Genomic DNA, 14170 nt, shown 5'->3' with positions numbered 1-14170 from the left:
GCATTCCCACGCAGAGCGTAGGAACGATCTTGCTACTACCCAGCCAGAAGGCAACCCGGCAAAATGCCGACATGAACTCCGTCCCCGCCCTCCCCGTTTGCTGCACCCCGCTCGACGCCCGTTGGCCGCTGCCGTTTGTGCTGCCCAATACGGTGCTGCTGAGCACCCGCTTTGATAGTTCGCAACTGGCCAGCGATGATTTCCAGCGCAGCGCCATTGAGCCGCCCGCGAGCATTCAGCGTTCGGTCGCCAAGCGTCAGGCGGAATTTCTGGCTGGGCGAGTCTGCGCCCGGGCGGCGTTGCAACAATTGGAAGGCCTGAGTGTCAGCCCGGCCATCGGCGAAGACCGGGCGCCGGTTTGGCCGGTGCACATCGCCGGCTCGATCACCCACAGCACTGGCCGGGCGGCCGCCATCGTCGCGAAAAAAACTGATTGGCGCGGCTTGGGGATGGACCTGGAAAACCTGCTCAACCCAGACCGGGCCGAACGTCTGGCAGGGGAAATTCTCACGCCGCCGGAGTTGCAGCGCATGGCAGCCGGTTGTCGCGATGACCTCGCACTGCTGGTGACGCTGACGTTTTCGGTAAAAGAAAGTCTGTTCAAGGCGCTGTACCCGATTGTCCAGCAGCGCTTTTATTTTGAACATGCCGAGGTGCTGGAGTGGACCGAGGCCGGTGAGGTGCGGTTGCGGATGCTGACGGACCTGTCCGCCGAGTGGCGCAATGGCACGGAGCTTGAGGCGCAGTTCGGGGTGATGGATGGGCAGTTGTTGAGCCTGGTCAGTATCAAGGCCTGAAGAATTGCAGGGTTTGTACTGGCCTCATCGCGAGCAAGCTCGGCTCCCACATTGGATCTCTGACACACCAAAGATCACCTGTAGGAGCCGAGCTTGCTCGCGATGGCGGCCTGACTATCACCACAACTCTCAACGCTTCTCCTGATTGCGCGGCCAACTCAGGCTGAAACACGCCCCACCCAGGCTTTTACTCTGGCTGATCAACGCCCGCCCGTCATGCCAATGGATAATCCGCCGCACGATCGACAACCCCAATCCATGCCCGCCCGAGGCGCGGGTACGGCTGTCATCAAGACGCAGGAACGGCGTGAAAATTCGCTCCCAGGCCAACTCCGGCACCCCCGGCCCGTCATCCTCGACGTCCACCCGACAACGCTGCTGCCCCACCTGATAACTGACGGTCACCCGTGAGTGGGCGTGACGCATGGCGTTGCTGACCAGGTTCTGAAGGGCCCGATGCAAGTAACGCGGTTCGGCCTCGACCCAGGCGTCGTCGCAATCGGCGGCCGACAAACACAAGCCGCGCTGCACCGTGACCTCGGCGCGTAACGGCGCCAGTTCTTCGATCACTTGATTGACCAACGCATCCAGATCGATCCGCTGGAAATTCAGCGCCGGCGAGCCCTGCTCCAGCCGCGCGTAGGTCAGCATCTCGTCGACCAGTTTGTCGAGGTCCTCGATGTCGTGATCCATGCCCTCGCAGTATTTTTCCAGCTGCTGTGGCGTGGTGGCCGAACCGATCATCTCCAGGCCGAAACGCAGGCGCGCCACCGGTGTGCGCAACTCGTGGGACACGGCGCGCACCAGTTCACGCTGGATCGCCAGCAATTGCTGCAAGTGCTCGGCCATGCCGTTGAAGGCGGCGGCCAGTCGCCCCACCGAGTCGGCACCGCGCGCCGGTACGCGGGTTTCCAGGCTACCCTTGGCGATGCGCGTGGCGGCCGCTTCCAGCCCGCGCAATCGGCGCTCCAGTTGCCGCACCAACAAGTAAACGATCAGGCCAATCAGGCTCAAACCGAGGGCGGCGATCAACACCAGCCATTCGGGCGGATAAGGATTCATCTGGTACAGCGGGCCAATCTCCAGCACCCACGGTGTACCGACCATGCCGGCAAACACGCGGATCGAGTCGCCGCCCTTGCCCAGCGCCATCACGGTGTCACCCTCGGACACACGACGGCTCTGGTCCTCGTCCATGTCCGCCTGCTCGACCTTGACCAGGCGCAGGTCAAACCCAAACCCTTTGTCTTCTTTCAACAGCGCCAGCCGTTCGGGCTGTTCAGCCACCGGGTAGCGCACCAGTTCATCGACCAGCAAATAAATAGTGGCCCGGGCCAGTTGCTCGCTGATCTGCTGAACCTCGCCGGTGAGCACCAACTGTTCCTTGTCGTTGACCAGTCGGTAGACCTTCGCCGCATGCGGGCCGGTCTGTTCCACCAGCGCCTGCCCGCGCAGCACGCGGGTGCGCTGAGTGAGGTCGAGGTCGGTCTGGGCAAATGTGGTCAGCGCCAACGGAATGCCGAGCAAGCGTTCCCACACCAGCAAGGCGCGGTGGCGCTCGGTTTCGTTCATCGGCTTGAGGTTGTCGGCCATCAGCGAAAACGTACCGTGGGCCAGGCGCTCGCGGTATTGCTCGCTGCGCACTTCGTTGAGCAAGTGCAACGCCAGCACGCCCAGCACGGCGACCAGGACCAGCGCCGCACACATGCCACCATAAATGCGCAGGAAGATCGAATTCACAGCGACGGATCTACACAGGCTTCAGGCACAAACAGATAGCCCTTGCTGCGGATGGTTTTGATCAGCCGCGGGTGTTCCGGGTCATCGCCGATTTTCGGGCGGATGCGCGAGATCCGCACATCGATGGAACGGTCCTGGCCGTCATAGCCGATACCGCGCAGCGCGGTGAAAATCTCTTCGCGAGACAGGATCCGCCCGGCGTTGGCCACCAACAACCAGAGCAGGTCGAACTCGGCGCTGGTCAGTTCGATGCCGTTGTCATGCAACCAGGCTTCACGCAACGCGTTGTCCACCACCAGCGGGCCGAACTGCAGGCGCCGTTGTTTTTCCGGGGAGGCTTCGGGGCCTTCACTGCGGCGCAACAGCGCCTGGATGCGCGCCAGCAACAGACGCGGACGAACCGGCTTGCACACGTAGTCGTCGGCACCGAGGTCCAGACCGAGGATCTGATCGGTGTCGTCGGTGCGGGCGGTGAGCATCAGGATCGGCCCGTCATACTTGTCGCGGACTTTGCGGCAGATGCTCAGGCCGTCTTCGCCGGGCAGCATCAGGTCGAGGATCACCAGGTCCGGTTTCTCCTTGATGATGCGTGCCGCCGCCAGCGCACCATTGCCCTCGATCGAGACGCGCAGGCCATTGGCTTCCAGGTAGTCGCGGGTCAGTTCGGCCAGACGCCGGTCGTCCTCCACAATCAATACCTGCCAGGCTTCTTGCTCCACGGTGACCTCTGCTTGCCAACAACACTAATAAGGAAGGATCCGCCCGTCTTTTTGTAATGATTGGGGAGGATAAGAATGCTTATACACTGGCCGATTGTATAAACGCCGCCCGCCGAGAACACAAGCCGGCAAATGCGTTCGGACAACCCGGTTTTTTGTGATAGGGTTCGCGCCCTTAAAAATCCAAACGGCTGTTTTCGATCGTTGAAAAACGATGAAAAACGGCTCGATCCAGCTAGGTCGCGGCCTACACGCTCGTTCCACCTTTCACGCACAATTTACACACAGGTTTATCCACAGGCAGTACGTTGCAACACCTCCAAAAACGCACTATCTTGTACCCCGGCGCCAAAAAACCCCTACATGTAGGGTTTTAGCTTAAAAGCCCAACCACATTTCAGACCAGAAACTCAAGCGCTTTATTGCCTGTTTATGGTTGAACCAAGCACGATTTTACAAGACCAAACCGCACGTGCGGATGGCACCGTTTTTTCAGGCCAGAACAGCCGAAACGGTACGGGTGTTGCAGTCATAACTGGCACCCTTGAAAGGAATCCGGCTTCGAGCCCAGGCTCGCGGCCAAAGACTTCGGCAAGGAAGCGGCATCATTAGCCTTTTTCCTACTGTCCCGAAGTTGTTATGCCCGACACCACGTCGGTTGTAGTGCTTCAGGACAGAACGGTGGGCGCCGTAATGGTGCCCAAACAAACATAGAGAATGTGGAGACAACCCCCCATGCAAACCGACACAACTCGCGAGAACCCGCAGGGTACCTTGCCGCAGGCCGCTGATTCGACTTCGGATCTGTCCGCCACCGCGCCGGGTCAATTGCGTGTGATCAAGCGTAACGGCACTGTCGTTCCTTACACCGATGACAAGATCACCGTCGCCATCACCAAAGCGTTTCTCGCAGTTGAAGGCGGCACCGCTGCCGCCTCGTCGCGAATCCATGACACCGTGGCCCGCCTGACCGAACAAGTCACCGCGACCTTCAAGCGTCGCATGCCATCGGGCGGCACCATCCACATCGAAGAAATCCAGGACCAGGTTGAACTGGCCCTGATGCGTGCCGGCGAGCAGAAAGTAGCCCGCGACTACGTGATCTACCGCGACGGTCGCTCGAAACAACGCGCCGCCCACGCCCCGGCCGAAGAAGCCGTCAACGCTCACCCGTCGATCCGCATCACCCGCGCCGATGGCAGCCTGGCCCCTCTGGACATGGGTCGCCTGAACACCATCGTCACCGAAGCGTGCGAAGGCCTGGAAGAAGTCGACGGCGACCTGATCCAGCGCGAAACCCTGAAAAACCTGTACGACGGCGTGGCCCTGACCGACGTCAACACCGCCCTGGTGATGACCGCCCGTACCCTGGTCGAGCGTGAGCCGAACTACTCGTTCGTAACCGCCCGCCTGCTGATGGACACCCTGCGTGCCGAAGGCCTGAGCTTCCTCAACGTTGCCGAAAGCGCGACCCACCACGAGATGGTCGACCTGTACGCCAAGGCCCTGCCTGCCTACATCGCCAAGGGTATCGAATACGAATTGCTGAACCCGGTCCTCGCGTCCTTCGACCTGGAAAAACTCGGCAAGGCCATCAACCACGAGCGCGATCAGCAGTTCACGTACCTGGGCCTGCAAACCCTGTACGACCGTTACTTCATCCACAAGGACGGTATCCGCTTCGAACTGCCGCAGATCTTCTTCATGCGCGTGGCCATGGGCCTGGCGATCGAAGAGAAGCACAAAGAAGACCGTGCGATCGAGTTCTACAACCTGCTGTCGTCCTTCGACTACATGTCGTCGACCCCGACCCTGTTCAACGCCGGTACCCTGCGTCCACAGCTGTCCAGCTGCTACCTGACCACCGTGCCGGATGACCTGTCGGGCATTTACCACGCGATCCACGACAACGCCATGTTGTCGAAATTCGCCGGCGGCCTGGGCAACGACTGGACTCCGGTTCGTGCACTGGGTTCGTACATCAAGGGCACCAACGGCAAGTCCCAGGGCGTTGTTCCGTTCCTGAAAGTCGTGAACGACACCGCCGTCGCCGTTAACCAGGGTGGCAAGCGCAAAGGCGCTGTCTGTGCCTACCTGGAAACCTGGCACATGGACATCGAAGAGTTCATCGAGCTGCGCAAGAACACCGGTGATGACCGTCGTCGTACCCACGACATGAACACCGCCAACTGGATCCCTGACCTGTTCATGAAGCGTGTCTTCGATGACGGCAAGTGGACCCTGTTCTCGCCATCCGAAGTACCGGACCTGCACGACCTGACCGGTAAAGCCTTCGAAGAGCGTTACGAGTACTACGAAGCCCTGACCGAATACCCAGGCAAGGTCAAACTGTTCAAGACCATCCAGGCCAAAGACCTGTGGCGCAAAATGCTGTCCATGCTGTTTGAAACCGGCCACCCATGGTTGACCTTCAAAGACCCGTGCAACCTGCGTAGCCCGCAGCAGCACGTGGGCGTGGTTCACAGCTCGAACCTGTGCACCGAGATCACCTTGAACACCAACAAGGACGAAATCGCCGTTTGCAACCTGGGCTCGATCAACCTGCCGAACCACATCGTCAACGGCAAGCTGGACACCGCCAAGCTGGAACGCACCGTGAACACCGCCGTTCGCATGCTCGATAACGTGATCGACATCAACTACTACTCGGTGCCACAAGCGAAGAACTCCAACTTCAAGCACCGTCCGGTCGGCCTGGGCATCATGGGCTTCCAGGATGCGCTGTACCTGCAGCACATTCCTTACGGTTCCGACGCTGCCGTCGAGTTCGCCGACAAGTCGATGGAAGCGGTCAGCTACTACGCGATCCAGGCTTCCTGCGACCTGGCTGACGAGCGCGGCGCCTACGAGACATTCCAGGGTTCGCTGTGGTCCAAAGGCATCCTGCCGCTGGATTCGCAACAGATCCTGATCGAACAGCGTGGCCAGAAGTACATCGACGTTGACCTGAACGAATCCCTGGACTGGGCACCGGTTCGCGCCCGTGTACAGAAAGGCATTCGTAACTCCAACATCATGGCCATCGCACCGACCGCGACCATCGCCAACATCACTGGCGTATCGCAGTCGATCGAACCGACCTACCAGAACCTCTACGTGAAATCGAACCTGTCGGGCGAATTCACCGTGATCAACCCGTACCTGGTTCGCGACCTGAAGGCTCGCGGTCTGTGGGACTCGGTCATGATCAACGACCTGAAGTACTACGACGGTTCGGTGCAGCAAATCGAGCGCATCCCGCAAGAACTCAAAGAGCTCTACGCGACTGCATTCGAAGTGGACACCAAGTGGATCGTTGACGCGGCAAGCCGTCGTCAGAAGTGGATCGACCAGGCTCAATCGCTGAACCTGTACATCGCTGGCGCTTCGGGCAAGAAGCTGGACGTGACCTACCGCATGGCCTGGTACCGTGGTCTGAAAACCACTTACTACCTCCGTGCCCTGGCTGCGACCAGCACCGAGAAGTCGACCATCAACACCGGCAAGCTGAACGCTGTTTCCAGCGGCGGCAACCACGGTGAAGATTCGGTCCTGGCAGCACCTGCCGGCCCTGCTCCAGTGCCAAAGGCTTGCGCCATCGACGAGCCGGATTGCGAAGCTTGCCAATAAGCTGAGCCGGTAGGCGTCGCAAGACGCTACTCGAAAACCCCCGATCACTCCTCTGGATTGATCGGGGGTTTTCTTTTGGCTCAAGTAAAGCGTCGACTGTGCCACCCAATCGTGGGCAAGCCCGCTCCCACAGTTGATCGCATTCCTCCGGGCCAACTCGGTCCCCTGTGGGAGCGAGCTTGCTCGCGATGAGGCCAATACAGACAACCAAAATGTCAGCACCTGAGACAAATCCCGTCCATAAAAAACCCCTCTTTCGAGGGGGTCTTTATGCAGCGCAATCAGGCATCAAGTCATCTGAATGATGGTCTGCATGATGGTGCTCTGGGTGGAGATGGTCTTGGCGTTCGCCTGGTAGTTGCTCTGCGCCTTGATCAAGTCAACCAGTTCGTTGGTCAGGTTGACGTTGGACTCTTCCAGGGAGTTGGATACAACCGAACCCAGCGTACCGGTTTTCGGTGCATCGATGCCAGGCACGCCTGAAGCGAAGGTTTCTTTCCAGGCAGTACCACCGATTGGCTGCAGGCCTTGTTCGTTGGCGAAACTGGCAATGGCTACCTGGCCGATGGCCTTGGTTTGCTGGTTGGTGAAGTTGGCGGTCATGACACCGCTTTCGTCGATGGTCAGGCTGGAAATCTGGCCGGTCGCGTAACCGTCCTGATACTGCGCAGTACGTGCGGTTGGCGAAGCGTAAGAAGTGGTTTTGGTCATGTCGAACGCGATACCGGCCGCGGCTGCGTCCGAACCGTTCAGGGCCCAGGTCGGCGGGTTGGTGTTGGCGTTAACCATCACGCCCGGCTTCCAGCCTGTCATGGTCAGGGTGGTACCGGTTTGCGTCCAGCCAGCACCGCCCGTCAGCGTCTTGATGGTGCCATCTGGATTGAAGGTGATATCAGCCTGGATCGGCACCGGTGGCTCAGTCAGCGGGTTGGTTGGGCTACGGCCGTCCATGTAGGTGTAAACAGTCCAGGAGTTGGACGCCGCATTTTTAACGTAAAACTGATCCATCGTGTGCTGGTTACCCTGCGTGTCGTACACAGGGGTGGAAATGGTCTTGTTGTAGCTGTTGGTGTCTTTGACGTTGAACGGGGTCACTGTTGGCAGTGGGTCCGAGGAGTTCAGGTTCATCGTCTGGTCGACACGAGTGGTCGCGTGCGGCGCCAGGCTCGAGGTGTCGATTTTCAGGTCGGTCAGCACGCCGTTGATGATCTTGCCGTTGGCGTCTACGCCAAAACCCTGCAAGCGGCGGCCGTTGTTGTCGACCACGTAGTTCTGGGCGTCAGTCTTGAACGCACCGGCACGGGTGTAACTCAGCGAGCCGTTGTCGCTCATGACGAAGAAACCGTTGCCCTGGATACCCATGTCCAACACGTTGCCGGTGTTGTTCACGTCGCCCTGGCCGAACTGCTGGGAAACGTTGGCCAGACGCACGCCGTTGCCGACGGTCTTGCTGCCGGTACCCAGGCGCGTGGCCGAGTACACGTCTTCGAATTCTGCACGGGACGATTTGAAACCGGTGGTCGCGACGTTGGCGATGTTGTTGCCGGTTACGTCCAGTTGTTTGTTGGCTGCATAGAGACCGCTAAGGCCGATATTGAAAGACATATTCCACTCCTTTGTGCCGTGTTAGTCGGCTCTATATACCAATGGTCTGTACTTTGGACAGGGCAACACTGCCCAGGCCTGCCAGGTTCAGCATCAACTCACCGCCGGTCTGGCTGATGGTCACGCTGTTGACGGTTGCCGGCAGGTAAGTCACCAGCGAGGTCGCCTTGCTGTCGTAAGTCGCGGTAGCTGCAAACTTGTAAGTGCCAGCCTTGGCCACTTCGCCCGCATCGTTCTTGCCGTCCCAGATGAAACCGGCGTTGCCGGCCTGCTGGCTGCCAAGATCGATGGTGCGAACGACTTTGCCATCGGTATCCGTGATCTTGATCGTCACCGGATTCGTCGAAGCCGGTACGACCGCCGTACCGTTGAAACTCTTGGAGGTATCGACCACTGCGGTATCGGTCTGGGCAACCACCGAACGCCCCACCAGCGAAGACGCTTGCAGCGCTTGCGAGGAGTTGTAGTTGCCGGCAATGCCGCTGACGGTATCGTTCAGCGTGGTGATACCTTCCAGGCTGCTGAACTGCGCCAACTGCGCGACGAACGCGCCGTTGTCCTGCGGCTCCAACGGGTTCTGGTTTTTCAGCTGGGTCACCAGCAACTGCAGGAACGCGTCTTTGCCCAACGCTTTCTTGCCCGTGGCGCTGCCGGTTGCGGCAGCCAGGCCATCGCTGCTGGATTTATTGGCCTTGACCGAAGAGTTGGCCAGGACATCCTTGAGGCTCACGCCACTGGTGGTATCGATAACACTCATCTGAGTCGCCCCTTATCACTGACCGAGAGTCAGGACCTTCTGCATCATGGTTTTGGCGGTGTTCATCATTTCAGCGTTGGTCTGGAACGAACGACTCGCGGAAATCATGTCGGCCATTTCTTCGACGACGTTGACGTTCGGGTAGTAGACGTAGCCCTTGGCATCGGCAGCCGGATGGTTCGGCTCGTAGCGCGCTTCAAGGTTGCTCTGGTCTTCGACCACGCCCAGCACTTGCACGCCTTGACCCGCAGCGTCCTGGCTCTGGAACAGCGAGTTGCTGCCGCCGCTCTGGCCGCCCTGGAACATGGTGGCGAATACCGGGTGACGGGCGCGATAGGTCTGGTCGATGCTCGATGAGACGGTTTCGGCGTTGGCGATGTTCGAGGCCACGGTGTTCAAGCGAGTGGTTTGAGCACTCATGCCGCTACCGGCAATGTTGAAAACACTGGATAGAGACATGACTTACTCTCCGCGCAGGGCTGACACCAGCCCTTTGAATTTGCTGTTGAGCAGGGTGAAGCTGGCCTGGAAGCCGACCGCGTTTTCCGCGTAGTTCGACTGTTCCAGTTGGGCGTCCACGGTGTTCTGGTCGATCGATGGCTGCATCGGCGTGCGATACATCAGCGACTCGTCGCCATTGCCCAGGCCTTCAGCTTCGATATGACGGCTGTTGGTCATGTTCAAGGCAAAGGTGCCGTTCTTGGTTTTCTCGTTCTGTGCAGCGAGCACTTTGGAGAATTCCAGATCCCGAGCCTTGTAGTTCGGGGTGTCGGCGTTGGCGATGTTGTTGGCCAGGACTTCGGCACGCTGAGCGCGGAAGCCCAGGGCTTGTTCGTGGATACCGAGCGCTTTATCGAAGCTGATGCTCATGTCGGGAAACCTTCGGGTGACCTGATTTTTCGTAACCAGAGACATAGCAAGCGGCGTGCCAATTCGAAAAAGCCCGAAAACAGGGGCTTTGCGGGCGGTGGCAAAGCGGCAATGCCAGAAAAGCGGCAACCGGTTTCCGCTGGCTGCCGCTTTTCTGCCGCTTATCACCGGTTTTCAGAACACCGAAATACACTGTGGGAGCCGGGCTTGCCCGCGATGGCGGTATATCTGACAAAGTTAATTTGACTGACATACCGCCATCGCGGGCAAGCCCGGCTCCTACAGGGGTTAGCGGTGTTGGTGGGAAATCATCAGGCAAAAAAAAACGGGAGCCCCTGAGGACTCCCGTTCTTGTATTGCCGGTGAACAATCACTTCGCCTGGTAAATGATCCCCGGGCTGCACTGGACCATCTGGTAATGATCCGGCAAACCGTTCAGCGCTTCGGACGCGCCGAGGAACAAATAGCCGCCCGGTTTGAGCGTGCTGTGAATGCGCAACAGGATGTCTTTCTTCACCTCTGCGGAGAAGTAGATCAGCACGTTGCGGCAGAACACGATGTCGAATTTGCCAAGGGCCGCGTAGCTGTCCAGCAGGTTGAACGAGCGAAACTCCACCCGGCTCTTGATCGGCGCCTTGATCGCCCAGCGTCCCGGCCCTTTTGGGTCGAAGTAACGCTGAAGACGCTCGGGCGACAGGCCTCGGCCGATGGCCAGGCTGTCGTACTCGCCGGTCTTGCAGTTGGTCAGCATGGTGCCGGACAAGTCGGTGGCTACAATCTGCGCCCCCATCTTCAACTGGCCCATGTTGACGCGCTCGAACTCATCGATGGACATCGACAGCGAGTACGGTTCCTGACCCGACGAGCACGCCGCCGACCAGATCCGCAGACGCTGACCGGGAGCGGCCTTGATCGCTTCAGGCAATACCTTGTTCTTCAAGACTTCAAACGGATAGGTGTCACGAAACCACAGGGTTTCGTTGGTGGTCATGGCATCCACCACCATTTCGCGCAAACCGCTGCGCGGCTGGGTCTGGATGCGCTGGACCAGCTCACCCAGGGATTTGATGCCTTGCTGTTCCATCAGTTTGTTGAGACGGCTCGAGACCAGGTACTGCTTGTTTTCACCGAGCAAAATGCCACAGGCTTTTTCCAGGAACACCCGGAACTGTTCGAAATCCAAATTACCCGTAGACAATGATGCCGCCTCTTAAATCGTGTTAACCACCAGGGGCAGAAGGCCCCTAGCTGATATCTGCTGCTTTGATCCGGTCGACTACCCGGGATGCCAGGTCATCAGGACGGAATTTGGCAAGGAAGTCATCGGCACCGACTTTCTTGACCATCGCCTGATTGAATACACCCGACAACGAAGTATGCAGGATGATATGAAGCTTTTGCATGCGCGGGTCGTTGCGGATCTCGGCCGTCAGGGTGTACCCGTCCATTTCCGGCATCTCGATGTCGGAAATCATCATCAGGAACTCTTCCTCCGGCTTTTTCCCTTCGTCGACCAGCTTTTTCAGATAGTCCAGCGCTTGCTTGCCGTCGTTCAACGCGACCACTTCGACACCGACGGTTTGCAGGCAACGGGTCACCTGCTTGCGTGCCACCGACGAGTCATCGACCGTCAGGACCTTCAAGGACAAGGCCTTGTGCTGGGTTTCGACATCCACCACGCCGACCGAAATCACTTCCGGTGTCGGGGCCACTTCCGCGAGGATTTTCTCGACGTCGATGATTTCGACTAACTGATTGTCGACCCGAGTCACAGCCGTCAGGTAATGATCGCGCCCCGTGCCCTTGGGCGGCGGGTGAATCTCTTCCCAGTTCATGTTGACGATGCGTTCCACCGAGCGCACCAGGAAACCCTGGGTCTTGGTGTTGTACTCCGTGATGATCACGAACGGATTGCTTTGATCTTTCAGCGCGCCGGAACCGGTCGCCATCGCCAGATCAAGAATCGGAATGGTCGCCCCCCGGATGTTTGCCACACCGCACACGACAGGACTGGATTTTGGCATCAGCGTGAGTTTGGGGCATTGCAGCACCTCCCGAACCTTGAACACGTTGATCCCGTAAAGCTGCTGGCCGTCGAGACGGAACAACAACAGCTCCAGGCGATTCTGCCCTACCAGTTGCGTGCGCTGGTTTACCGCATCCATTACACCAGCCATGCACAGACTCCTACACCAACGCCTAAGTGTGTTGCGACGCACGTTAATTGCTAAACGGCACGGCGCTTGCTTTTTAACTCTTATGAACACAGAACCGACATTTTTCCGACGCCTGACATCACACGCTCGCCAAGTGCTTTGCGCGGTGTCTGCCGTCTGCCTGTTCAACGCTGGCAGCCCTGCCCTTGCTGACGCAGTTACCTTGCCTGACATGCTTATCGGCGTCACTCAGGGCTTTCTTGAGTTCACCGTAGAAGACTATTTGGCGACCAGTCAAACCGAAGGTCGTTATGAGATTGAGGTCAAGCAGCTCGATCCACGCCTGCGCATGCCCATGTGCGACAAGGAATTGACAGCCACGCTGGAGAGCCCGGCGATCCCGATTGGTCGCGTCACGGTCAAGGTTCGTTGTGACAGCACTTCCCCCTGGACGGTCTTCGTGCCCGCTCAAGTCCGCCTGTTTCGAGACGTCGTCACCACCACTCGGCCACTCAAGCGAGCCGGCTTTATCGAGCCGGGCGACGTCATGCTGCGCGAACGAGACATCAGCCTGATCGGCCAGGGCTACTTCACCTCTACGGATCAAACGATCGGACAGAAACTAACCCGACCAACGGTCGCTGATCAGGTCCTGACGCTGGTCCACCTCGAACAGGCCGAAGTCATCACCAAGGGCGACCAGGTGGTGATTACCGCTCGCAGCGGTACGCTCAGTGTGCGCATGCCGGGCGAAGCGCTGTCGAACGGCGGCTTGCGTGAACAGATCCGGGTGAAAAACCTTAACTCCCAACGGGTTATCAAGGCGCAGGTGATCGCGCCGGGACAGGTGGAGGTCTCCATGTAAGGCGCTCTGTTTGGTAAAGCTATGGCGCGCTGCCTGGCTGTTCCCTAAACTGTGCCGCACGCAGGAAATGCGCTGGCGCATGCAAGCTCATTGATAAATGGGTCTAAAGTTTTTGCAGGGAGAGCCGAAAACATGGCAAGCGTCCAAATACCCAGAGGTTTTTTATCATGGTCATCGATTTCAGCCGTTTGAACAGTTCCTCGCCACTGCCCGGCAGTACGCGTACCAGCGCCAACAAGGAAGCTGCCGAAGCCGGCAAATCCGCGCCGCTGAATACGGCGGCTCAACAGGCCAGTACCGCCAATATCGGGGAATCGGTACACCTCAGCGATGAGGCTCAACAGTTGCAGAAGGTCACTGACAAGCTGCGCGATCAACCTGCCGTCGACAACGCCCGCGTGGCCGAGTTGAAAGCAGCGATTGCCGATGGCAGCTATAAAGTCGACAGCAACCGTGTAGCCAGCAAACTGCTCAACTTCGAAGCCCAGCGCTAGGCCACGGCCTGCGCCAGGCTTTTGGACGCTTAAACCCCAAGGCCAGTCATGCACGACACTAATTTACTGCAACTGATCATCGACGACTTTGCTCCAGCGCAACACTTGCTGGAGTTATTGCAAACCGAGTCCCTCGCCTTGCATGGTCGCGACATGCCGCTGCTCGAAGACATTCTGGCGCGCAAACAGGCAATGATCATTCTGCTCGAACAGCATGGCCGCAAGCGCAGCGAAATCCTCGCCAGCCTCAACCTGCCCACCAATCGCCAAGGCCTGGAGCAACTCGCCAGCCAGTCGAGCGTGGGTGAGCAATTGCTGGCGCAGAGCGATGCCCTGACAGACCTTTTGGCTCAGTGCCAGGCGATCAATGTCAATAATGGTCAGTCGATCCTGATACAACAGGCCGCCACGGCCAATCAGCTGAAGATCCTCACCGGCGGCGAACCACCTGCGCTTTACGATGCCCGCGGATCAACCTCCAAATTAGCGAAGCCGCGCCCGCTCAGTCAGGCTTGATTCTGTTGAATAGCTCGCTCT

At 58.8% G+C, this 14170-nt stretch carries 13 protein-coding genes; 5 read left to right on the top strand and 8 right to left on the bottom strand.

The genetic code is table 11. The annotated features are described in order from the left end of the window. Positions 1–71: 71 nt before the first annotated feature. Positions 72–797 carry a 4'-phosphopantetheinyl transferase gene (locus BMS17_RS19280; protein ID WP_046031561.1) on the top strand — a complete coding sequence of 242 codons (726 nt, stop codon included), beginning with the start codon at positions 72–74 and terminating at the stop codon, positions 795–797. A gap of 129 nt (positions 798–926) precedes the next feature. On the opposite strand, the gene BMS17_RS19275 is transcribed toward BMS17_RS19280, so the two are convergent. Both BMS17_RS19275 and BMS17_RS19270 read right to left on the bottom strand, forming a co-directional pair. After that, positions 927–2537: an ATP-binding protein gene (locus tag BMS17_RS19275; RefSeq protein ID WP_077431462.1), complete on the bottom strand. Its 1611-nt coding sequence runs from the start codon at positions 2535–2537 to the stop codon at positions 927–929. Further along, entirely contained in the window at positions 2534–3256 is a 723-nt protein-coding gene (locus BMS17_RS19270; RefSeq protein ID WP_046031559.1) for a response regulator, read from the bottom strand. The genes BMS17_RS19275 and BMS17_RS19270 overlap by 4 nt, the downstream gene beginning before the upstream one ends. A gap of 735 nt (positions 3257–3991) precedes the next feature. On the opposite strand from BMS17_RS19270, the gene BMS17_RS19265 reads away from it, so the two are divergent. After that, positions 3992–6886, top strand: coding sequence for a ribonucleoside-diphosphate reductase subunit alpha (locus tag BMS17_RS19265; protein ID WP_077431460.1), 2895 nt, complete (start codon positions 3992–3994; stop codon positions 6884–6886). Between the two features lie 288 nt (positions 6887–7174). On the opposite strand, the gene flgE is transcribed toward BMS17_RS19265, so the two are convergent. The 6 genes from flgE to BMS17_RS19235 all read right to left on the bottom strand — a co-directional run bounded on the left by flgE (position 7175) and on the right by BMS17_RS19235 (position 12295). Further along, positions 7175–8491: a flagellar hook protein FlgE gene (gene flgE, locus BMS17_RS19260; protein ID WP_046031557.1), complete on the bottom strand. Its 1317-nt coding sequence runs from the start codon at positions 8489–8491 to the stop codon at positions 7175–7177. Positions 8492–8522: 31 nt separating this feature from the next. Further along, positions 8523–9248, bottom strand: coding sequence for a flagellar hook assembly protein FlgD (gene flgD, locus BMS17_RS19255; RefSeq protein ID WP_046031556.1), 726 nt, complete (start codon positions 9246–9248; stop codon positions 8523–8525). A 15-nt stretch (positions 9249–9263) separates the two neighbouring features. Beyond that, a complete protein-coding gene (flgC, locus tag BMS17_RS19250) occupies positions 9264–9707 on the bottom strand; it encodes a flagellar basal body rod protein FlgC (RefSeq protein WP_046031555.1) in 444 nt (147 codons plus the stop codon). Between the two features lie 3 nt (positions 9708–9710). Then, positions 9711–10118 carry a flagellar basal body rod protein FlgB gene (flgB, locus tag BMS17_RS19245; RefSeq protein ID WP_046031554.1) on the bottom strand — a complete coding sequence of 136 codons (408 nt, stop codon included), beginning with the start codon at positions 10116–10118 and terminating at the stop codon, positions 9711–9713. Positions 10119–10488: 370 nt separating this feature from the next. Then, positions 10489–11316 (bottom strand): protein-glutamate O-methyltransferase CheR, encoded by an 828-nt coding sequence (gene cheR, locus BMS17_RS19240; RefSeq protein WP_010457158.1) that lies wholly within the window; start codon positions 11314–11316, stop codon positions 10489–10491. A gap of 46 nt (positions 11317–11362) precedes the next feature. Further along, positions 11363–12295 (bottom strand): chemotaxis protein CheV, encoded by a 933-nt coding sequence (locus BMS17_RS19235; RefSeq protein WP_077431459.1) that lies wholly within the window; start codon positions 12293–12295, stop codon positions 11363–11365. 82 nt (positions 12296–12377) lie between these two features. Here BMS17_RS19235 and flgA point away from each other — a divergent pair, with 82 nt between their 5' ends. From flgA to BMS17_RS19220, 3 genes are all read left to right on the top strand, one after another. Next, the gene (gene flgA, locus BMS17_RS19230) at positions 12378–13139 is read left to right on the top strand and encodes a flagellar basal body P-ring formation chaperone FlgA (RefSeq protein WP_077431458.1); all 762 of its coding nucleotides are present in this window, start codon (positions 12378–12380) and stop codon (positions 13137–13139) included. A 167-nt stretch (positions 13140–13306) separates the two neighbouring features. Next, positions 13307–13633 carry a flagellar biosynthesis anti-sigma factor FlgM gene (flgM, locus tag BMS17_RS19225; RefSeq protein WP_046031551.1) on the top strand — a complete coding sequence of 109 codons (327 nt, stop codon included), beginning with the start codon at positions 13307–13309 and terminating at the stop codon, positions 13631–13633. A 48-nt stretch (positions 13634–13681) separates the two neighbouring features. Further along, positions 13682–14149: a flagella synthesis protein FlgN gene (locus BMS17_RS19220; RefSeq protein WP_077431456.1), complete on the top strand. Its 468-nt coding sequence runs from the start codon at positions 13682–13684 to the stop codon at positions 14147–14149. Positions 14150–14170: the final 21 nt, after the last annotated feature.

The organism is Pseudomonas sp. C9 (assembly GCF_002000165.1).
Taxonomy (GTDB): Bacteria; Pseudomonadota; Gammaproteobacteria; order Pseudomonadales; family Pseudomonadaceae; genus Aquipseudomonas.
This window is presented reverse-complemented; position numbering and strand designations above follow the sequence as displayed.

What these genes read in the sequence shown, in the direction of transcription:
- BMS17_RS19280 (WP_046031561.1), top strand. Translation starts at nt 72, where the DNA reads ATGAACTCCGTCCCCGCCCTCCCCGTTTGCTGCACCCCGCTCGACGCC.
- flgC (WP_046031555.1), bottom strand. Translation starts at nt 9,707, where the DNA reads ATGTCTCTATCCAGTGTTTTCAACATTGCCGGTAGCGGCATGAGTGCT.
- flgE (WP_046031557.1), bottom strand. Translation starts at nt 8,491, where the DNA reads ATGTCTTTCAATATCGGCCTTAGCGGTCTCTATGCAGCCAACAAACAA.
- flgD (WP_046031556.1), bottom strand. Translation starts at nt 9,248, where the DNA reads ATGAGTGTTATCGATACCACCAGTGGCGTGAGCCTCAAGGATGTCCTG.
- flgB (WP_046031554.1), bottom strand. Translation starts at nt 10,118, where the DNA reads ATGAGCATCAGCTTCGATAAAGCGCTCGGTATCCACGAACAAGCCCTG.
- BMS17_RS19235 (WP_077431459.1), bottom strand. Translation starts at nt 12,295, where the DNA reads ATGGCTGGTGTAATGGATGCGGTAAACCAGCGCACGCAACTGGTAGGG.
- BMS17_RS19220 (WP_077431456.1), top strand. Translation starts at nt 13,682, where the DNA reads ATGCACGACACTAATTTACTGCAACTGATCATCGACGACTTTGCTCCA.
- flgA (WP_077431458.1), top strand. Translation starts at nt 12,378, where the DNA reads ATGAACACAGAACCGACATTTTTCCGACGCCTGACATCACACGCTCGC.
- BMS17_RS19265 (WP_077431460.1), top strand. Translation starts at nt 3,992, where the DNA reads ATGCAAACCGACACAACTCGCGAGAACCCGCAGGGTACCTTGCCGCAG.
- flgM (WP_046031551.1), top strand. Translation starts at nt 13,307, where the DNA reads ATGGTCATCGATTTCAGCCGTTTGAACAGTTCCTCGCCACTGCCCGGC.